The 17,018-nt window shown below is 66.9% G+C and carries 18 protein-coding genes; 4 read left to right on the top strand and 14 right to left on the bottom strand.

Annotated elements, in window-relative coordinates; all coding sequences use genetic code 11:
- Position 1 precedes the first annotated feature (1 nt).
- A complete protein-coding gene (locus FHT98_RS14295) occupies positions 2–1,276 on the top strand; it encodes a M20/M25/M40 family metallo-hydrolase (RefSeq protein WP_162766340.1) in 1,275 nt (424 codons plus the stop codon).
- A gap of 3 nt (positions 1,277–1,279) precedes the next feature.
- On the opposite strand, the gene FHT98_RS14290 is transcribed toward FHT98_RS14295, so the two are convergent.
- The 12 genes from FHT98_RS14290 to FHT98_RS14235 form a co-directional block, all read right to left on the bottom strand.
- Positions 1,280–2,314, bottom strand: a complete 1,035-nt coding sequence (locus tag FHT98_RS14290; protein WP_142114436.1) for an aldo/keto reductase — start codon at positions 2,312–2,314, stop codon at positions 1,280–1,282.
- Between the two features lie 182 nt (positions 2,315–2,496).
- Entirely contained in the window at positions 2,497–3,300 is an 804-nt protein-coding gene (locus FHT98_RS14285) for a transporter substrate-binding domain-containing protein (RefSeq protein ID WP_113586298.1), read from the bottom strand.
- 59 nt (positions 3,301–3,359) lie between these two features.
- A complete protein-coding gene (locus tag FHT98_RS14280; RefSeq protein ID WP_061971808.1) occupies positions 3,360–4,088 on the bottom strand; it encodes an amino acid ABC transporter ATP-binding protein in 729 nt (242 codons plus the stop codon).
- Positions 4,063–4,722 (bottom strand): amino acid ABC transporter permease, encoded by a 660-nt coding sequence (locus FHT98_RS14275; RefSeq protein ID WP_113586299.1) that lies wholly within the window; start codon positions 4,720–4,722, stop codon positions 4,063–4,065. The genes FHT98_RS14280 and FHT98_RS14275 overlap by 26 nt, the downstream gene beginning before the upstream one ends.
- Before the next feature lie 7 nt (positions 4,723–4,729).
- Positions 4,730–5,413: an amino acid ABC transporter permease gene (locus FHT98_RS14270; RefSeq protein ID WP_061971804.1), complete on the bottom strand. Its 684-nt coding sequence runs from the start codon at positions 5,411–5,413 to the stop codon at positions 4,730–4,732.
- 16 nt (positions 5,414–5,429) lie between these two features.
- Positions 5,430–6,200 carry a 2-dehydro-3-deoxy-D-gluconate 5-dehydrogenase KduD gene (kduD, locus tag FHT98_RS14265; protein WP_142114435.1) on the bottom strand — a complete coding sequence of 257 codons (771 nt, stop codon included), beginning with the start codon at positions 6,198–6,200 and terminating at the stop codon, positions 5,430–5,432.
- Positions 6,200–7,036: a 5-dehydro-4-deoxy-D-glucuronate isomerase gene (gene kduI, locus FHT98_RS14260; RefSeq protein ID WP_142114434.1), complete on the bottom strand. Its 837-nt coding sequence runs from the start codon at positions 7,034–7,036 to the stop codon at positions 6,200–6,202. Before kduI ends, kduD begins: the two co-directional genes overlap by 1 nt.
- Positions 7,033–7,827, bottom strand: coding sequence for a GntR family transcriptional regulator (locus FHT98_RS14255; protein ID WP_142114433.1), 795 nt, complete (start codon positions 7,825–7,827; stop codon positions 7,033–7,035). Before FHT98_RS14255 ends, kduI begins: the two co-directional genes overlap by 4 nt.
- A 125-nt stretch (positions 7,828–7,952) precedes the next feature.
- Positions 7,953–8,768: an ABC transporter permease gene (locus FHT98_RS14250; protein ID WP_142114432.1), complete on the bottom strand. Its 816-nt coding sequence runs from the start codon at positions 8,766–8,768 to the stop codon at positions 7,953–7,955.
- Entirely contained in the window at positions 8,765–9,601 is an 837-nt protein-coding gene (locus FHT98_RS14245; RefSeq protein WP_142114431.1) for an ABC transporter permease, read from the bottom strand. The genes FHT98_RS14250 and FHT98_RS14245 overlap by 4 nt, the downstream gene beginning before the upstream one ends.
- Positions 9,602–9,744: 143 nt before the next feature.
- On the bottom strand, positions 9,745–10,875 hold the full coding sequence (locus FHT98_RS14240; RefSeq protein WP_142114430.1) for an ABC transporter substrate-binding protein: 1,131 nt from the start codon (positions 10,873–10,875) through the stop codon (positions 9,745–9,747).
- Positions 10,876–10,890: 15 nt separating this feature from the next.
- The gene (locus FHT98_RS14235) at positions 10,891–12,006 is read right to left on the bottom strand and encodes an ABC transporter ATP-binding protein (RefSeq protein WP_248309224.1); all 1,116 of its coding nucleotides are present in this window, start codon (positions 12,004–12,006) and stop codon (positions 10,891–10,893) included.
- 123 nt (positions 12,007–12,129) lie between these two features.
- On the opposite strand from FHT98_RS14235, the gene FHT98_RS14230 reads away from it, so the two are divergent.
- Positions 12,130–12,645, top strand: coding sequence for a haloacid dehalogenase (locus tag FHT98_RS14230; protein ID WP_210244374.1), 516 nt, complete (start codon positions 12,130–12,132; stop codon positions 12,643–12,645).
- Positions 12,646–12,654: 9 nt separating this feature from the next.
- Here the strand turns inward: FHT98_RS14230 and FHT98_RS14225 are convergent, their stop codons facing one another.
- Positions 12,655–14,445 (bottom strand): chloride channel protein, encoded by a 1,791-nt coding sequence (locus FHT98_RS14225; RefSeq protein ID WP_113586372.1) that lies wholly within the window; start codon positions 14,443–14,445, stop codon positions 12,655–12,657.
- Between the two features lie 115 nt (positions 14,446–14,560).
- Positions 14,561–15,040: an Lrp/AsnC family transcriptional regulator gene (locus tag FHT98_RS14220; protein WP_142114427.1), complete on the bottom strand. Its 480-nt coding sequence runs from the start codon at positions 15,038–15,040 to the stop codon at positions 14,561–14,563.
- Positions 15,041–15,144: 104 nt separating this feature from the next.
- Here FHT98_RS14220 and FHT98_RS14215 point away from each other — a divergent pair, with 104 nt between their 5' ends.
- The gene (locus FHT98_RS14215) at positions 15,145–16,329 is read left to right on the top strand and encodes a diaminopropionate ammonia-lyase (protein ID WP_142114426.1); all 1,185 of its coding nucleotides are present in this window, start codon (positions 15,145–15,147) and stop codon (positions 16,327–16,329) included.
- Positions 16,326–16,994 (top strand): glutathione S-transferase family protein, encoded by a 669-nt coding sequence (locus tag FHT98_RS14210; protein ID WP_248309223.1) that lies wholly within the window; start codon positions 16,326–16,328, stop codon positions 16,992–16,994. The genes FHT98_RS14215 and FHT98_RS14210 overlap by 4 nt, the downstream gene beginning before the upstream one ends.
- Positions 16,995–17,018: the final 24 nt, after the last annotated feature.

Here is a 17,018-nt window from a genome sequence, read left to right as displayed (position 1 = left end):
CATGTCCGAGACTACCGCCGCCCTGAAGGCCGAACTGCTTCAGGCGATCGATCAGCGCCGCGACGAGATCATCGCGCTGCTGCAACGCTTCCTGCGCATCAAGAGCGTCAACCCGCCGGGCGATACGCGCGAGGCTGCCGCCTTCGTGCGCGAATTGCTCGACGCGGCGGGCGTATCGCATCGCACGGAAGCCTTCGTGCCGGAGATGCCGAACATCATCAGCCGCTGGGAGGCGGGCCAGCCCGGCCGTCATCTCATGCTCAACGGCCATATGGACATCTTCCCGGTCACCAACGAGAAGCTCTGGGAAGCCGAGATCATCGACGGCAAGATCATGGGCCGCGGCGCTTCCGATATGAAGACCGGGACGCTCGCCTCGATCCTCGCGTTCTGCCAGCTCTATCCGCATCGCGAGAAGCTTAATGGGGCGCTGTCCCTGACCGTGGTTTCGGACGAGCAATCGGGCGGGCGCTACGGCACCAAGTTCCTGTTCGATGAATTCGGCGACGAGATGGAGGCTGATTGCTGCCTCAATGGTGAGCCGAGCGGCCTCGCCAATCTGCGCTTCACCGAGAAGGGCACGCTGCGCTTCTCGCTCTCGGCCAAGAGCATCGGCGGCCATGGCGGCTATGCCCACCGGGCGCGCAACCCGATCGCGGATGTGAGCCGGCTCGTGACCGCGATCTATGACCGCTACCATCTCAAGCTGGCGGCGCTGCCGCCCGAGATCGACGCGGTGCTGACCTCGGCGGAGACGATCGCGGCCGCCGATCTCAACCTCGGCAAGGGCGCGGGTGACGTCGCCCGACGCATCACCGTCAATGTCGGCATCCTGCAGGGCGGGCAGAAGGCGACGCAGATCCCGACGCATTGCATCGCCCATCTGGACATGCGCATCCCGATCGGCTCCGACCGCGACGCGATCCGCGCCGATCTCGAAACCCTCGCCCGCGAGGCCGATTGCGAGATGGTGGTCAACGAGGACCACAGCTATCCGGCGAGCCTGACGGACCCGTTCAGCGAGATGGCCAATATCCTGCGCGGCAATATCCGCGAACTGCTCGGCCATGACGCCCCGCCGGTCTCCAGCCTGGGCGGCACCGACACCCGCTACTGGCGCTGGCGCGGGGTTCCTGCGCTGATCTGCGGCCCCTCCCCGATCAGCATGGGCACCGACGAGGAGCATGTCACCATCGACGAGGCGATCGCGGTGATGAAGCTGCACGTCGCCTGCGCGGTCGACTATCTCGGCTCGACGGGGCCGGCGGCCAAGTAAGGCTCAGGCCTCGGGGACCGGCGCCTCTTCGGCCAGCAGGCCCTCGGCCTTTAGATCGCGCCAGAGCGCGGCCGGTACCGGCCGCGCGACGAGGTCGAGATTGCGGGCGACCTCCTGCGGCGTCACCGCGCCGAGCACGATCGTCGCCACCGCCGGATGAGCGGCGCAGAAGGCGAGCGCCGCTTGCGGCAGGGCGACGCCATGGCTGGCACAGACCGCCTCGATCCGGGCGACGCGCGCCAGTACCTCCGGCGGCGCCGGCTTGTAATTGTAGAAGGCGCCGGGTCTGGCCCCGGTCGCGAGAATGCCGGAGTTGAAGACTCCAGCCAGCATCACCGCGATCTTCTTCTCCAGCGCCAGCGGCAGGAACTCAGGCAGCGCGCCCTGCTCCAGCAGCGAATAGCGGCCGGCCAGCATCATCACATCGAAATCGCCTGACCGGGCGAAGCGAACGCACATCTCGGCCTCGTTGACGCCGACGCCGATCGCCTTCACCGCGCCGGACGCGCGCAGCCTCTCCAGCGCGCGATAGGCGCCGTCCATCGCCTCGGAGAAGCGCTGCTCCATCCTGTCGCCATGGGTCCAGACATCGACATCGTGGATCAGCAGGATGTCGATATGGTCGGTGCCGAGCCTGAGCAACGACTGCTCGAAGGAGCGCATCGCGCCATCATAGGAATAGTCGATCACCGCCGGATGCGGCAGGCCGCCGGCATAGCCCGAGCCGTCGCGCTTCGGCTCGCCGGCTTGCATCCAGCGCCCGACCTTGGTCGAGATGATGACGCTGTCGCGCGGCACGCTACGGAGCGCGGCACCGATGCGGTGCTCGGACAAGCCATGACCATAGAGCGGCGAGGTATCGACGAGATTGATGCCGGCCGCGAGCGCGGCACGGACCGTGTCCTGCGCCGTCACCTCGTCGAGATGGCCATAGAGATCGCCGAGCGGCGCGCCGCCAAAGCCGATCGGGCTGGGGATGAGGCCCGCGAAGGGACGGCCCGGCGGAACGAGGGAGGACGGAGCGGCCGCGTTCGCCATGGAAGACCCGTTTCAGACGAGAGGATCGGAATGAATATCCTATTCAGTCCGATCCTCTCAGTCTTTGGTTTTGCATCGACCTTGTCCGAAAACCGCGGGCCACTTTTCGGGCCGATGCTCTGGCCAGCAGAGTTGCGGATCGGCGGCGGGCACGCAAGCCCGCCGCCGATCGCGGGCGCAGATCAGCTGCGCTGGGTCAGGTCGGCCGGCAGGTCGCGATTGTGGAATTTCTTGAAGACGGCGTTGAGTTCGCCATCGGCAACCTTCTTCTTGATCCAGCCGTCGAGCCAGGACTTCAGTTCCGTCTCGCCCTGCGGCAGTGCGATGCCGAGATTAAGCTCCTGCTGCACGAACTTGGTCGCGAGCTTGGCGCCGCTGCGCTTCTCGTTCATCGCCGAGAGCACGGCGGTCTGGGTCGAGACGATGTCGACCTGGCCGGAGACGACGGCGGTGATCAGCGTCGCGTCATCCTCGAAACGGACGATCTCGGCGCCCTTGGAATTCTGCGTCACCATCTGGTCGTTGACGGTGGCGCGGGTCACCGCGATGCGCTTGCCGGTCAGGTCCTTGTAGTCCTTGATCTCGACGCCGTCGGGACCGGCGACGATAATGTTCAGCGTCGCGTAGGGCACAGAGAAATCGACCGCCTTCTTGCGCTCGGCGGTGATGCCGAGATTGGCAACGAGGATGTCGGCCTTGCGCGTCTGGATCGTCGGCACGCGCGCGGCGTTGGTGATCTCGATCAGCTCGAGCTGGACGCCGAGATCCTTGGCGATGAGCTTGGCCGTCTCGACATCGGAGCCGGTCGGCTTGAGCTGGCCGTCGACGAAGGCGAAGAGCGGCACGCCCATCGCGACCGCGACGCGGATCTTGCCGGCCTTCTTGATGTCGGCGAGCTGATCGGCATGGGCTGCGCTGCCCAGGGCAAGGAAGGCGCCGGCGGTCGCGGCGAGACCGAGGGCAGAGCGGCGGGTGATCGTGGTCATGGTCGTTTCCCTTTTCGTTGTCGTTATGGTCGTCGGGCGGCCGGACGGCCGCGGGATCGTCAGAGCCCGTTGGCGAGGAATTCCCTGAGCTCGGGGGTCTGAGGATTTGCGAGCATCTCGCCGGCGCCGGTCTCCCAGACCTTGCCGGTGTGCATGAAGATGACGCGGTCGGCGACGCGCCGGGCGAAGGCCATCTCGTGGGTGACGACGAGCATGGTCATGCCGCCCTTCGCCAGCGCTTCCATGACCTTGAGCACCTCGCCGGTGAGATGCGGATCGAGCGCGGAGGTGACTTCGTCGAAGAGCATGACCTTGGGCTCCATCGCCAGCGAGCGGGCGATGGCGACCCGCTGCTGCTGGCCACCGGAGAGCTGCTCGGGATAGGCGTCGATCTTGTCGGAGAGGCCGACGCGGGCGAGCGCCTCCACGGCGATATGGCGGGCTTCCGCCTGCGGCGTCTTGCGCACGCGCCGGGGGGCCAGCGTGATGTTCTCGGCCACCGTCAGATGCGGGAAGAGGTTGTAGCTCTGGAAGACCATGCCGACATCGCGGCGCAAAGCGCGCAGGTCGAGCTGGGGATCGTCGACGCGCCGGCCATGGACCTCGATCTCGCCGGACTGGATGGTCTCCAGCCGGTTGACACAGCGCAGAGCGGTCGACTTGCCCGAGCCGGAGCGGCCGATGACGGCCACGACCTCGCCCGGCGCTACGTCGAAGGAGACGCCCTTCAGGACCTCCACCTCGCCGAAGCGCTTGTGGACGTCACGCAGGCTGACGGCGGCCGACATTGAGTTTCCTTTCGAGCGCCCGGCTGAGCCGCGACAGCGGGTAGCAGAGCGCGAAATAGAGGGCGCCCGCGATGCCGAAGACGAGGAAGGGCTGAAACAGCGAGTTGTTGATGACCTGGCTGGCGCGGGTCAGCTCGACGAAGCCGACGACCGAGGCGAGCGAGGTGTTCTTGAGCACCTGGACGAGGAAGCCGACCGTCGGCGGCGTCGCGATCCGCATCGCCTGCGGCAGGATGACGTCGACCAGCGTCTGCCAGCGCGTCAGGCCGAGGCATTCGGCCGCCTCGCTCTGGGTGCGCGGCACGGACAGGACGCAGCCGCGCCAGATCTCGCCGAGGAAGGCGCTGCAATAGATCATCAGCGAGATCGCGGCGGCGAGCAGCGCCGGCAGTTCGATCCCCACCACGGCGAGGCCGAAATAGATCAGGAACAGCACGATCAGCAGCGGCGTGCCCTGGATGATGTCGACATAGATCATCGACACCGCCCGGATCCAGCGGGTCCGCGCCGTGCGCGCCAGCATCACCACGAAGCCAGCGAGGCTGCCGAGCCCGAAGGCGAGCGCCGTCAGCACGACCGTCCAGAGCGTCGCCTGCAGCAGATAGAGGAAGTGAACGAGGGTAAAGCCGCCCATCACACCCTCACAGAGCCGTGCCGAGGCGCCGGCGGCGCGGGAAGATGATCTGGCCGAAGCCGTAGAAGGCGAGCTTCAGGAGGACGGCGAGCAGGAGATAGAGCACCGCGACGACGATGTAGGTCTCGAAGGCGCGGAAGGTGAAGGACTGGATGTTGTTGGCGACCGCCGTCAGCTCCTCGGCGGAGATCTGCGAGGTGATCGAGGAGGCCAGCATCATCAGCACGAACTGGCTGGTGAGCGCCGGATAGACCCGCTCCAGCGCCGGGCGCAGGATCACGTCCCAGTAGATCTGCGGCTGCGACAGGCCGAGCGCCTGCGCCGCCTCGATCTGGCCGGGATGGATCGTGTCCATGCCGGCGCGGACGATCTCGGCGGTATAGGCGCCGACATTGATGACGAGCGTCAGCACGGCGGCGACCAGGATCGGCAATTTGATGCCGATGCTCGAGAGCCCGAAGAAGATGAAGAAGATCTGGATCAGGTAGGGCGTGTTGCGGATCGTCTCGACATAGAAGCCACAGAGCCATTGCAGGGCGGGTGAGGCGCTGCGCCGGCCGATGGCGCAGAGAATGCCGATCGCCAGCCCGAAGACGACGGCGAAGGCGGTCATCTGCAGCGTCGTCAATGCGCCGCTCAGGAATTCCGGCCAATGCTCGACGAGGGCGCCGAAATCGAATTTATAGCGCATCGTCCGGCCCTCCCCGTCAGCGCGCGAGCCAGCCGCCGTCGACCGGCAGAACGACGCCGTGGACATAGGCAGCAGCATCGGAGGCGAGGAACACGGCGGCGCCGCCGATTTCCTCCGGCTTGCCCCAATGCCCGGCCGGGATGCGCGCGAGGATCGCCTCGTTGCGGACGGGATCGGCGCGCAGGGCTTCCGTGTTGTTGGTGACGAAATAGCCCGGCGCAATCGCGTTGACGTTGATGCCCTTCCCCGCCCATTCGCAGGCGAGCAGACGCGTCAACCCGGCGAGCCCGCTCTTCGAGGCCGTATAGGAGGGGATGCGGATGCCGCCCTGGAAGGAGAGCAGCGAGGCGATGTTGATGACCTTGCCGCCCTTGCCGTCGGCGAGCATGCGCTTGGCGACCCCTTGAGTCAGGAAGAAGGTCGACTTCAGGTTGACGTCCATCACCGCGTCCCAGTCGGCCTCGGTGAAGTCGATGGCATCGGCGCGGCGGATGATGCCGGCATTGTTGACGAGGATGTCGAGACGCGAGCCGTCGGCCTTCGCGGCGGCGGCGGCCTGCTCGACGATGCCTGCGATCGGTTCCAGCGTTGCCAGATCAGCGGTGATCTCATGGAAAGGATTGCCGGTTTCCGCCACCAGCGCCTTCGTCTCGGCCATGCTGGAACGACCGACCGCGACGATGCCGGCCCCCGCCTGAGCCATGGCGACCGCAATCGCCTGGCCGAGCCCGGTATTGGCGCCGGTGACGATCGCCGTGCGGCCGGTCAGGTCGAAGGGCGAGGCCATCAGCGCAGGTCCCCGGTGGCGACCATGTCCATGTCGGTGTAGTCGACATTGTCGCCGCCCATGCCCCAGATGAAGGAATAGGCCTTCGTTCCGACGCCGGAATGGATCGACCAGCCCGGCGACAGGATCGCCTGCTCGTTGGCGACGACGAGATGACGGGTCTCCTGCGGCTCGCCCATCAGATGGAAGACGCGGGCATCGGCCGGCACGTCGAAATAGAGGTAGATCTCGCAGCGCCTGTCATGGGTGTGCGAGGGCATGGTGTTCCAGATGCTGCCCTCGTCCAGCGTGGTCACGCCCATCACGAGCTGGCAGGTCTCGCAGACACCAGGGATGATGTATTGGCGGATCGTCCGCTTGTTGGCGGTGGCCTGCTCGCCGAGATGCAGCGTCTTGGCATCCGCTTCGCGGATCACCGTGGTCGGGTGCACGGCATGGGCCGGGGTGGAGAGCAGGTAGAACTTAGCCGGATTCGCATCATCGTCGCTGGCGAAGGAAACCTCGCCAGCTTCCTTGCCGACATAGAGCGCATCGCGTTTGGCCAGAGCGTAATCCTTGCCGCCGACCGAGACCTTGCCGGGACCGCCGACATTGACGATGCCGAGTTCGCGGCGCTTCAGGAAGGCATCGGTCCCGACCGCCTTCGGCGTCGGCAGCACGACCGGCTTGCCCGCCGGCATGGCGCCGCCGACGATGACGCGGTCGAGATGGCTATAGGTCAGCTTGACCTCGCCGGAAACGAACAGCGTCTCGATCAGGAAATGGCGGCGCAATTCGGCGGTGTCGAAGCCCTTCACGGCCTCCGGATGCGAAACTTGGCGGATGTCGATGGTCATGTCGTCTCCAGTCGGGCGACCGGCGGAGCGGCGCGCCGTGGCCGCTCCGAACCGTCGCCCATGTCGAAATAGGGGCTGTTGAGGGCGGCGACCGCGTCGAGGTCGTCGAAGAGCTTGCCGAGATGCTCGCCCATGGCGTGGGCCGCGGCGTCCGCATCGCCGCGGCGGATCGCCTCGACCACCGCGCCATGCTCGCGCAGCACGCGCTCCATGCGGCCCTGCTGCGGCAGGGTAAGCCGGCGGAAGCGATCCATCTGCAGCTTCACCTGCTGGGTGAAGCGCCAGATGCCGGGATAGCCGGCAAGCTCGGCGATGCCGGCATGAAAGGCATCGTCGGACTGGTGGAAGAGCTCGCGCTCGCCGCGATCGGCTCGCGCCGCCAGTTCATCCATGATGCGGGCGAGACCATCGGCCCGGCCGGCGCCATGTTGGGCGGCGAGCCTCGCGCAGGTCTCTTCCAGCGAACGGCGGATCACCAATGCCTCGGGCAGGGCCCGGAACGGGATCAGCGCGGCGAAAGTACCCGATTGCGGGAAGATCGAGACCAGCCCCTCGTCGGCGAGCTTCAGCAGGGCCTCGCGCACCGGCGTGCGGCTGACGGCATGGGCCTCGGCGATGTCCTTCTCGACGATCGGGGTGCCGGGCGGGATGGCGAGCGAGACAATCTCGGCGCGCAGCGCATCGCGGATCACCGCGGCGGCCGTGCGCCGTCCCGATGAACCCGAACCCGCAGCCGTGATGCCGCCGACCGTCAATTGCGCGCCCTCCCGAGGCTTTGTTTCGCGATTCATATACTAGTATATTAGTTGCGATCAAGCCGATTTTCGGAAGGGCGCGCAAATGCATCAGGGCCGCTGCAGAGGCAGCGGCCCTGATGCGACCAGCGGGACTATCGCGTGATTTCAGACGGCCGAAGTCAGGCGCCGACCTTCGCGAGTACATCGGCGCGCAGGAAGCGCTCGATGAACAGCATGAACAGCACCGAGGGCACGAGCAGGATCAGCGCCGTGATCGAGGCGACCTGGTAATTGCCGCCCATCGCCGCGCTGTAGAGCAGGAGCGGCAGGGTCGTGACCTGCGGCACACCGACGAAGAAGGTGCCGGTGAACTCGTCGAGCGATTCTAGGAAGACGAAGATGCCGCTGGCGATGATGCCGGGCGCGGCCAGAGGCAGCGTCACCGTGAAGAAAGCCTTGAGCGGCGAGGCCCCGATATTGCGCGCGGCGAGTTCGAGGTCCTTGTCGACGGCGGCGAAGGCCGCGGCCGCGATCCAGACGGAATAGACCAGGCCATGCGCGGCATGGACCAACACCACGGCGAAAACGGTTCCGTTGATGCCGAGCGAATAGAAGACGCGGGCGACGTTGATGTAGATCGCAACCGAGGGGAAGGCCTGCGGCAGCAGGAACAGCACCATGAAGAAGGCGCGCGCCGGCAGCTTCAATCGCGCCAGCGCGTAACCGGCGGGGATCGAGAGCGCGAGCGCGACGAGAACCGTCAGCACCGCGATCCAGACTGAGGTGCCGAGCGAGGCCATGGCGTCGCCGGTCGGCCGAAAGACCTGCTCCCAGTAGCGCGTGCCGTAGACGACCGGCAGCTTGTAGGGCGTGTACCAGCGCTCGGCGACGGACCAGAGCGCCAGATTGACCAGCGGCCCGATCAGGAAGAAGGCGAAGGCCGCGAGCGCGAAGGCCGCAAGGACCATGCGCAGGCCGGAGACGGCGCGGATCATGGCGCGTTCTCCTTCGCCATGCCGCGCTTGAGGTAGATGATCGCCGCGCCGGCCGAGATCAGATAGGTGATGACGCCAAGCGCATTGGCCGTGGCGTAGTCGCCATAGGCGTTGATGCGGAAGGCCATATCGACGGTCAGCATGGTCGGCTGCGAGCCCGCCACCATCATCGGCACCGAGAGCACCGACAGCATCGTCACGAAGGAGAGGACGAGCGCGACGAGGAGTTGCGGCATCACCTGCGGCAGGGCGAGCTCGACGAGGACGCGCATCCGCGAGGCGCCGAGATTGCGGCCGGCCTCCAGCGTGGCCCGGTCAAGCGCGGCGAGCGCGCCGGCCAGCAGCAGCGCGACGAAGGGCGTCTGCTTCCAGACGAAGGTCGCGATGATGCCGCGCCAGTCGAGGAAGCTCATCGCCTGCAGCGGCTCCATCAGGCCGAGCGAGACGAAGGTGTTGTTCATCAGGCCGTTCTTGGCGAGGAAGGTGCGCATGCACTGCGCCGCGACGATGAAGGGAATGAAGAGCGGCCAGCGATAGAGCGCCTTCAGCGTGCCGACGATCCAGGGATTCTCGCCGAGCGTCAGCGTGCCGGCGATGACGATGGCGGCAAGCCCGGTCAGCAGGCAGGACGACAGGACGATGATGACGGTGAAGACGACATCGCCGGAATAAAGCTCCCACGCCTTGCCGAAGGCCTGCAGCGAAAAGCCTCCCTCAGGCCCGGTGAAGGCCGAGATCAGCGAGAAGCAGAGCGGATACAGAAACAGCGCCGCGACCAGCGCGAGGCCGGGCGCGATCAGCAGCAAGGCGAGATTGCGTTGGGAAAGGGACATTCGCGGTTCCGGCTGACCGATCACGACTGGCGGGGAAGGCCGTCATCCTCGGGCTTGACCCGAGGATCTCATGACCAGTTCGCACTGGTTGAAGAGATGGTCGGGTCAAGCCCGACCATGACGGCCCTTGCCCAGAGCGAACCTCAGTTCGCGACCTTCTTCTCGTAGCCCTCGAGGATGTCGTTGAAATAGGGCGCGATCGGGAAGGGCTTGCCGTTCTTGGCGAGCTCGGCCGGGGTGACGTCGGTGAAGAGCTTGTCCCAGGCGGCCTTGTCGAGCTTGCCTTCGAGGTTCTTGGCATCGATGCCCGGATACCAGTTGAACTTCTTGACGATGCCGTCGGCCTGGACCTGCGGCGAGGTCGCGAGCGCGATGAAGGCCTCGGCCAGCTTCTTCTGGGCAGACTTCTCCGGCACGGCGTAATACATCGGCTGGCCGGGCATGCCGGGCGAAACGAGCTTCAGCTTCATGTTCGGCGGCAGCTTGCCGTCGGCCTGCCAGGAATAGAACATGTCGACCCAGACCGGGCCGATCGCTATCTCGCCGCGGTTCAGCATGTCGAGCGTGCCGGCATTGCCGGGGGTGATCACGACATTGGCATTGAAGGCCTTGAGATCGGCGAAGGCCTTGTCCCAGCTCGTCTTGGTGGCCGCGTCATAGGGGCCCTTCATCAGCTTCTCGGCGTCGCCGCCGAAGGCATAGACCCAGCCGGCGACGAAGGAGACGCCGGACATGCCGCCCTTGATGCCGTTATAGCCGAACTGCTTGGGGTTCTTCTTGGCCCAATCGGCGAGCTCGGCGAAGGTCGCCGGCGGCGTCTTGACCATGTCGGCATTGTAGGCGAGCGCGGTCTGCGACTGGAACATCGGAATGACGAAGCCGCTGACATCGGTGCCGAGCGAATTCTTCGCGGAGTCACCGGTGGCGAGCTTGGCCGTCTCGACATTTGCCGTGTACTTGTTGAGCAGGCCTTCCTTGACCATCTGGCCGGCCGCTTTCTGATGGATGACGAGCACGTCGAAATCGGTCGCGCTTGCGCCCTTCTGGGCGTCGAGCTTCTCGTAGATCTTCTGCGAACCGGAATCGCCCGGGCCGGTACCGACCGAGACGACCTTCACGCCGGGATGGGCCTTCTCGAACATCGGCCCGAGATAGTCCTTGACGTAGTCGACCATGTTCTGGTCGCCGGCGGAGGCGACGTTGAGGGTCTGCGCGGATAGCGGCGATGCCACGATCAGCGCAGCAAGCGAGCAGGCAAGCGTGATGATGCGCATGGGTCTGACTCCCTGTCAGGCGGCAATCCCGGCCTCGGTCGCCGGGAAGATGTGAAGGCGCTGCAGCGGAATGCGCAGCCCGACCTTCGTTCCGAGTTCGTGACGGCCGGTATCGTCGACCGTGATCTGGCGGCCGGCGGCTTCGACCTTGTAGCGGTAGATGCCACCGGGATAGGCACGCGCGGCGATCGTGCCGGGGACGACGAGATCGCCGCCGGCCGCCGCCGCATCAAGGGCGCCGAGGCTCGCGACGTCGTCGCGGAAATAGGCGAGCGCATCGCCGTTCGGCAGCTCCGCTGCCGCAGCGCCTGCAAGCGTCGCGCGGGCCTCGCCGGCCGCAACGGAAGCCCGGCCCTCCTCGCGGTTGATGCTGAGCGGCAGGACGTTCTCCGCGCCCATGAAATTGGCAACGAAGGCGCTGGCCGGGCGATCATAGACCTCCTCGGGCGTGCCGACCTGGGCGACCCGGCCAGCCTGCATGATGACGAGCCGGTCGGCCATGGTCATGGCCTCCTCGCGGTCATGGGTGACATGGACGGCGGTCAGGCCGAGCCGCTGCTGGATGGCGCGGATCTCGTGGCGCATGGTCATGCGGATCTTGGCGTCGAGATTGGAGAGCGGCTCGTCGAGCAGGAGGATGCCGGGATCGATCGCCAGCGCCCGGCCGAGCGCGACGCGCTGGCGCTGGCCGCCGGACAGCGCCGTGACCTTGCGGTCCTCATACCCGGCAAGCCCGAGGAAACCCAGCATCTGACCAACCTTGGCAGTGATCTCGGCCTTCGACTTGCCCCGCAGCTTGAGGCCGTAGCCGATATTCTGGAGCACGGTCATATGCGGCCAGAGCGCATAGGACTGGAAAACCATCGCCATGCCGCGCTTTTCCGGCGGCAGTCCGGCGACATCCTTGCCGCCGACGACGATCGAGCCTTCCTCGACCGGAACGAAACCGGAGAGCGAGCGCAGCAGCGTGGTCTTGCCGCAGCCGGAGGAGCCGAGGAGCGCGGTGAAGCTGCCGGGCGTGAAGTCCAGATCGATGCCGTGCAGCACGCGCGTGCCGCCATAGGCGACCTTGAGCCCGCGCACGCCGATGGCTGCGCCGCTACCCGCTCTGGCTTGCGTTTCCGGCTGCAAGGCGCCTACTCCCCCGGTTCTGCTCTTATCGCCTGACAATGGAATATTTCTTCCATCGTCGGCCCAGTTGAAATAAACGTTACGCACGGGGCGCAGTCTATGCAAGAGCTTTGTGAAACTCGGATGACAGTGCGGATTCATTCTCTCTGGCTGATGCCGGCGCCTGCGGACGAAGCGATGCTGGCCGGCATCATCGGCGAGCTGTCGGGCCGTTTCGGCACGCCGCTCTTCGCCCCGCATCTGACATTGCAGGGCGACACCGAGACGACGCCCGAGCTGCTGAGGCAGGCGATCACCGCGGCCGCCGGGGCGGTCGAGGCCTTCGCGGAGCCGGTCTCCGCCGTCGAAGGCAGCGACGCCTATTTCCGCTCGTTCTATGCCCGCTTCGCCGTCTCGCCCGCCCTGGCGAAGCTGAAGCAGGCGCTCGATCCCGACGGCTTCGCGAGCTTCATGCCGCATGCCTCGCTGCTCTATGGGGAAGTCGAGGCGGGTGCGAAGGCTGCAGCCATCGCCGAGATCAACGCCCGCCTCGCCGGGCGCGCCATCCGCTTCGACCGCGTGGGCATCGTGACCTCCGGACAGGATGTGCCGATCGCCGACTGGCAGGTCGTGGCGAGCGTCGCACTGCGTTCAGCCTGAGCCTTCCGGCTATTCCCCGGTCAGCTCGCGATTGCGGCGGCTGACCTCGTCGCTGTAGCGCTTGATCGCATGCGCCTCGCTGAGGATGCCGACAAGGCGGCGGCTGTCGCGATCGGCGACGACCGGCAAGGCCTCGCTTTCCGCCTCATTGAACAGCTTCAGCGTGTCGCGCACCGACATGTCGGCGAGCAGCATCCGATCCGTATTGCGCAGGAGATGGCGAACGGTGCGTGGCGCGGGCTCGGCTGCCGCCTCCTCGTCCAGTGCCGGATCGGGCTCGTAGAGCGCACCGGGCGGCACCATGCCGGCATAGGCATCGCCCGGGCCGACGGCGACGAGATAGCTGGTCGAGCCGGGCGGGTATTTCAGCCGCGCTTCGGCAATGGTGGCATCGGCCGCGATCTTCGGCACCTCGATGCGCATCATGCTGCCGGCCGTGAGATCGCGCATCCAGCCGACATCATGGGCGCCGCGGATGCTCTCGCCGCGCAGGTGGAAGCGCCAGGTCGCGAAGGAGAAGCCGAAGAGGCGGCGCGTCACCAGCGAGGCCGCACCGGCCGCGCCGACCACGGCGAGCGTCAGCTTGAGATCGCCGGTCATCTCGAGCGCGAGCAACGTCATCGTCATCGGGCCGCCGACGATCGAGACCGCAAGCGAGCTCATCCCGACCAGCGCAAACAGCGTCTCGTGGCCGGCGAGGTTGGGGAAGGCGAGCGTCAGCACGCCGATGAAGAGGCGGCCCGTCAGCACGCCGAGCAGGAGCGAGGCGAAGAACAGGCCGCCGCGAAAGCCCGAGCCGATCGAGACCGAGGAGGCCAGCGCCTTGGCGACGAGCACCAGCGCGAACAGCATGAGGCTGGCATCGATGCCGAGATAGAGATTGATCGCGCCGTGGCCGGCCGAGAAGACGGAAGGGTTCCAGACCGCGAGCGCGCCGACGACGAGACCGCCGAAGGCAGGCCGGAGCCAGGTCGGGATCCGCGAGCGCCTGAAGCCTGCCTCGACAAAGGCGGCGGCGCGCATCACGACGATGCCGACGAGCCCGCAGGCGGCGCCGAGCATGACGACCAGAGGCAGGTTCGCCATGGTGATCGACCCGATCGGCGGCACCTCGACGGCGAGCAGCGCGGGTGCAAGCACGCTATGGGTCACGGTCGCCATGAAGGTCGCGGCCATCACCGGCACGAAGGCCGCGATCGAATAGCTGCCGAGGATCAGTTCGAAGGCGTAGAAGGCGCCGGTCAGGGGCGCATCGAAGGCGGCACCAATGGCGCCGCCGGCGGCACAGCCGACCATCAGGCGCATATCCGCCCGGCGCAGGCGCAGGCGCCGGCCGATATGCGAGGCGAGCCCGCTCGCCGCCTGCGTATAGCCGGCTTCGAGTCCAACCGAGGCGCCCGCGCCGCTGGAGCCCATCGTCTGCAGCGCGACGAAGACGCTGTCGCGGAAGGACATGCGCCCGCCATGCAGGGCATTGGCCTCGATCGGATCGATCGGCTGCTTGCGGCGGCGGAAGAACAGCCAGGAGGCGCAGCCGATGACGAGGCCGCCGAGGACTGGTCCTGCGAGCGCGCGCCAGGGCGGGATCGTGGTCGTGATCGAGAGCCGCTGCGTATGCGGCAACCCGAAGATCATCTCATGCAGGAGCTGCGTCGTGAAGGACATCGCCAGCACGACGAGCCCCGCGAGGACGCCGACCACGCAGGCCAGTACCACGATACCGATTTCGCTGGAGCGGACGAGCGCGCGCCAACCCTGCGGCGCATCGCCTGTCCCGGCCGGCGTTTCGGTGGCTTTCACGGTGATCACGGCAAGGCCCGTCAGGCTCGTTCGTCACGTCCGTCCGCGGTCGCATATCGCAGCGGCCGGAACAAGACGGCTCGGCGATAGCAGCCCCGCCCCCGCCGCAGGGCGGTTACGAAATCGGCACCGCAAGCCCGGTCTTGACCCGGTCCATGGCGACGAAGGAGCGGAACTTGCGGATATTGGGATCGGCGAAGAAGAGGCGCCGCGTCAGCGCCTCATAGGCTGCCATGCTCGGCACCAGCACGACCAGCATGAAATCGACCTCGCCGGTGACGTAATAGCATTGCTGCACCTCCGGCGCGGCGAGGAAAGCGCTCTTGGCCGCATCGATATCGGGGGCCGTCTCGCTGACCAGCTCGATCTCGACGAAGAGCGTGATCGGATGGCCGAGCGCGGCGGGATCGACGACCGCGACATTGGCCTGGATGACACCCGTCGCCTCCATCCGGCGGATGCGGCGCTGCACCGCCGGCGCCGACAGATTGACGCGCTCGCCGATCACCCGCTGGGGCGTGGTGTTGTCCTGCTGGAGGATCGCGAGGATCGCACGGTCGAAAGCGTCGGGTTGATGAGCGGTCGGTTCGGCCATGCCTCACCCCGAGAAAGAAACTTGCAAGGACATAGGACAAATCCAGCGCCTTTTTCACCTGGGATGCAATATCCATTCAGGCAACCCAGCCAGACGAGGCCGCCATGTTCCTGCTCAACCATCACCCGGATTACCGCTCGGCCCTGCATCCGGAGGATGTCGCGACGCTGGGGCCGGCCGGCGCCGATGCGATCGCGGCGCATCTGGCGGTGCGGCCGAACCATGTGCCGACGCCGCTGCACAGCCTGCCGGGCCTCGCCGCCGCGCTCGGCATCGGCGCGCTTTCCATCAAGGACGAGGGCCAGCGCCTGGGGCTCGGCAGCTTCAAGGCGCTCGGCGGCGCCTATGCTGTGATCCGGCTTGCGCTCGAAGCGGCTTCCGAAAAGCTCGGCAGGCAGCTCGCCGATGCCGACATGAACGATCCCGCCGTCCGCGCGGCGGCGGCCGGCATGACCTTCGCCTGCGCGACCGACGGCAACCATGGACGCTCGGTGGCGCAGGGCGCGCAACTGCTCGGCGCGAGGGCCGTGATCTTCGTGCATGGCGGCGTCAGCGACGAGCGCGTCGCGGCGATCGCCCGCTTCGGCGCCGAGATGGTGCGGGTCGACGGTACCTATGACGATTCCGTGGTCGAGGCCGCCCGCGTCGCGACCGAGCGCGGCTGGACGATCGTCTCCGACACCTCCTGGGACGGCTATGAACGCATCCCCGGCCTCGTCATGCAGGGGTACACCGCCATCGCCCGCGAGGGGCTGGCGCAGATGCCGGAGCGGCCGAGCCATGTCTTCGTGCAGGCCGGCGTCGGCGGCATCGCCGCCGCGCTCGCCGCCCAGATGCAGACGAGCTTTGGCGACAAGCGGCCGTTCTTCACGGTGGTCGAGCCATCGCGCGCCGCCTGCATCTTCGAGGCGGCCAAGAACGGCAAGCCCGGCAAGATCCCGCATGGCGCACCGACCGTGATGGCAATGCTCGAATGCTACGATCCCTCGCCATTGGCGCTGCGCGTGCTTTACCGCGCCGCCGATGCCTTCATGACGGCCGAGGATTCCGATGCCGTCGAGGCGATGAACCGCCTTGCGCGTCCCGTCGCAGGTGACCCCGCCATCGTCGCCGGCGAAAGCGGCGGGGCGGGGTTGGCCGGCTTGCTGGCAGCCTTGCGCGAACCGCAGGCCCGCGCAGCGCTGAAGCTCGACAGCAAGTCCCGCGTCTTCCTCGTCAATACCGAAGGAGCGACCGACCCCGCGCGCTATACCGAACTCGTCGGCCTCAAGCCGGAGGACGTCGCGTGAGCTTGCCGCCCACCGAGCGATTAACGCTGCATTCGCAGAGCCATTCGCCCTATGCGCGCAAGACCATCGTCTTCGCGCATGAGGCGGGCATCGCCGAGCGGCTCGCGATCATCGACCAGGAGACCAGCCCGACCAACCGCAACCCGGACGTGTTCGCGGTCAATCCGCTCGGCAAGGTGCCGGTGCTGATCACGCCGGAAGCCGGCGCGATCTTCGACTCGCTGGTGATCTGCGACTATCTCGACGGGCTTCATGGCGGGCGCCGGTTGATCCCGGCCGAGGGCAAGGCCCGTTGGCAGGCTTTGCGCCTGCATGCGATCGCCCAGGGGCTCTGCGATGCCGGCATCGCTTTGCGCTGGGAGACGTTGCGACGGCCGGAGCACCTGCGCTATCCGCCCTTGAGCGAGGGACAGACCGCGAAGCTCGTCGAATCCTTCGACCTGCTGGAACGCAGCGAAAGCTTCGACGAGCCCGTCCATATCGGCCATATCGGCCTGGCCACGGCGCTCGCCTGGCTGGAATTCCGCGACCTCCCGGATTTCCGGATCGGACGGCCGAGGCTGACGCGCTGGCATAAGGCGTTCTCGGCGCGCCCCTCGATGCGGGCGACCGCCTATCACGGCGAGACGCAGGATCGGCCGGCGGCCCGGGCCATTGCCGGATGACCGGCTGACGTCGTAGCAGGGCAG

Origin of the sequence: Allobosea sp. AK1 (assembly GCF_006714945.1) — a bacterium.
In the GTDB taxonomy this organism is placed as follows: domain Bacteria; phylum Pseudomonadota; class Alphaproteobacteria; order Rhizobiales; family Beijerinckiaceae; genus Allobosea; species Allobosea robiniae.
Note: the sequence above shows the minus strand (reverse complement) of the source record. Positions and strands in the feature narration are given on the sequence as shown.

Excerpts from the sequence above, each read along its gene's own strand:
- FHT98_RS14295 (WP_162766340.1), top strand. The coding sequence starts at position 2 with ATGTCCGAGACTACCGCCGCCCTGAAGGCCGAACTGCTTCAGGCGATC.
- FHT98_RS14290 (WP_142114436.1), bottom strand. The coding sequence starts at position 2,314 with ATGGCGAACGCGGCCGCTCCGTCCTCCCTCGTTCCGCCGGGCCGTCCC.
- FHT98_RS14285 (WP_113586298.1), bottom strand. The coding sequence starts at position 3,300 with ATGACCACGATCACCCGCCGCTCTGCCCTCGGTCTCGCCGCGACCGCC.
- FHT98_RS14280 (WP_061971808.1), bottom strand. The coding sequence starts at position 4,088 with ATGTCGGCCGCCGTCAGCCTGCGTGACGTCCACAAGCGCTTCGGCGAG.
- FHT98_RS14275 (WP_113586299.1), bottom strand. The coding sequence starts at position 4,722 with ATGGGCGGCTTTACCCTCGTTCACTTCCTCTATCTGCTGCAGGCGACG.
- FHT98_RS14270 (WP_061971804.1), bottom strand. The coding sequence starts at position 5,413 with ATGCGCTATAAATTCGATTTCGGCGCCCTCGTCGAGCATTGGCCGGAA.
- kduD (WP_142114435.1), bottom strand. The coding sequence starts at position 6,200 with ATGGCCTCGCCCTTCGACCTGACCGGCCGCACGGCGATCGTCACCGGC.
- kduI (WP_142114434.1), bottom strand. The coding sequence starts at position 7,036 with ATGACCATCGACATCCGCCAAGTTTCGCATCCGGAGGCCGTGAAGGGC.
- FHT98_RS14255 (WP_142114433.1), bottom strand. The coding sequence starts at position 7,827 with ATGAATCGCGAAACAAAGCCTCGGGAGGGCGCGCAATTGACGGTCGGC.
- FHT98_RS14250 (WP_142114432.1), bottom strand. The coding sequence starts at position 8,768 with ATGATCCGCGCCGTCTCCGGCCTGCGCATGGTCCTTGCGGCCTTCGCG.
- FHT98_RS14245 (WP_142114431.1), bottom strand. The coding sequence starts at position 9,601 with ATGTCCCTTTCCCAACGCAATCTCGCCTTGCTGCTGATCGCGCCCGGC.
- FHT98_RS14240 (WP_142114430.1), bottom strand. The coding sequence starts at position 10,875 with ATGCGCATCATCACGCTTGCCTGCTCGCTTGCTGCGCTGATCGTGGCA.
- FHT98_RS14230 (WP_210244374.1), top strand. The coding sequence starts at position 12,130 with ATGACAGTGCGGATTCATTCTCTCTGGCTGATGCCGGCGCCTGCGGAC.
- FHT98_RS14220 (WP_142114427.1), bottom strand. The coding sequence starts at position 15,040 with ATGGCCGAACCGACCGCTCATCAACCCGACGCTTTCGACCGTGCGATC.
- FHT98_RS14215 (WP_142114426.1), top strand. The coding sequence starts at position 15,145 with ATGTTCCTGCTCAACCATCACCCGGATTACCGCTCGGCCCTGCATCCG.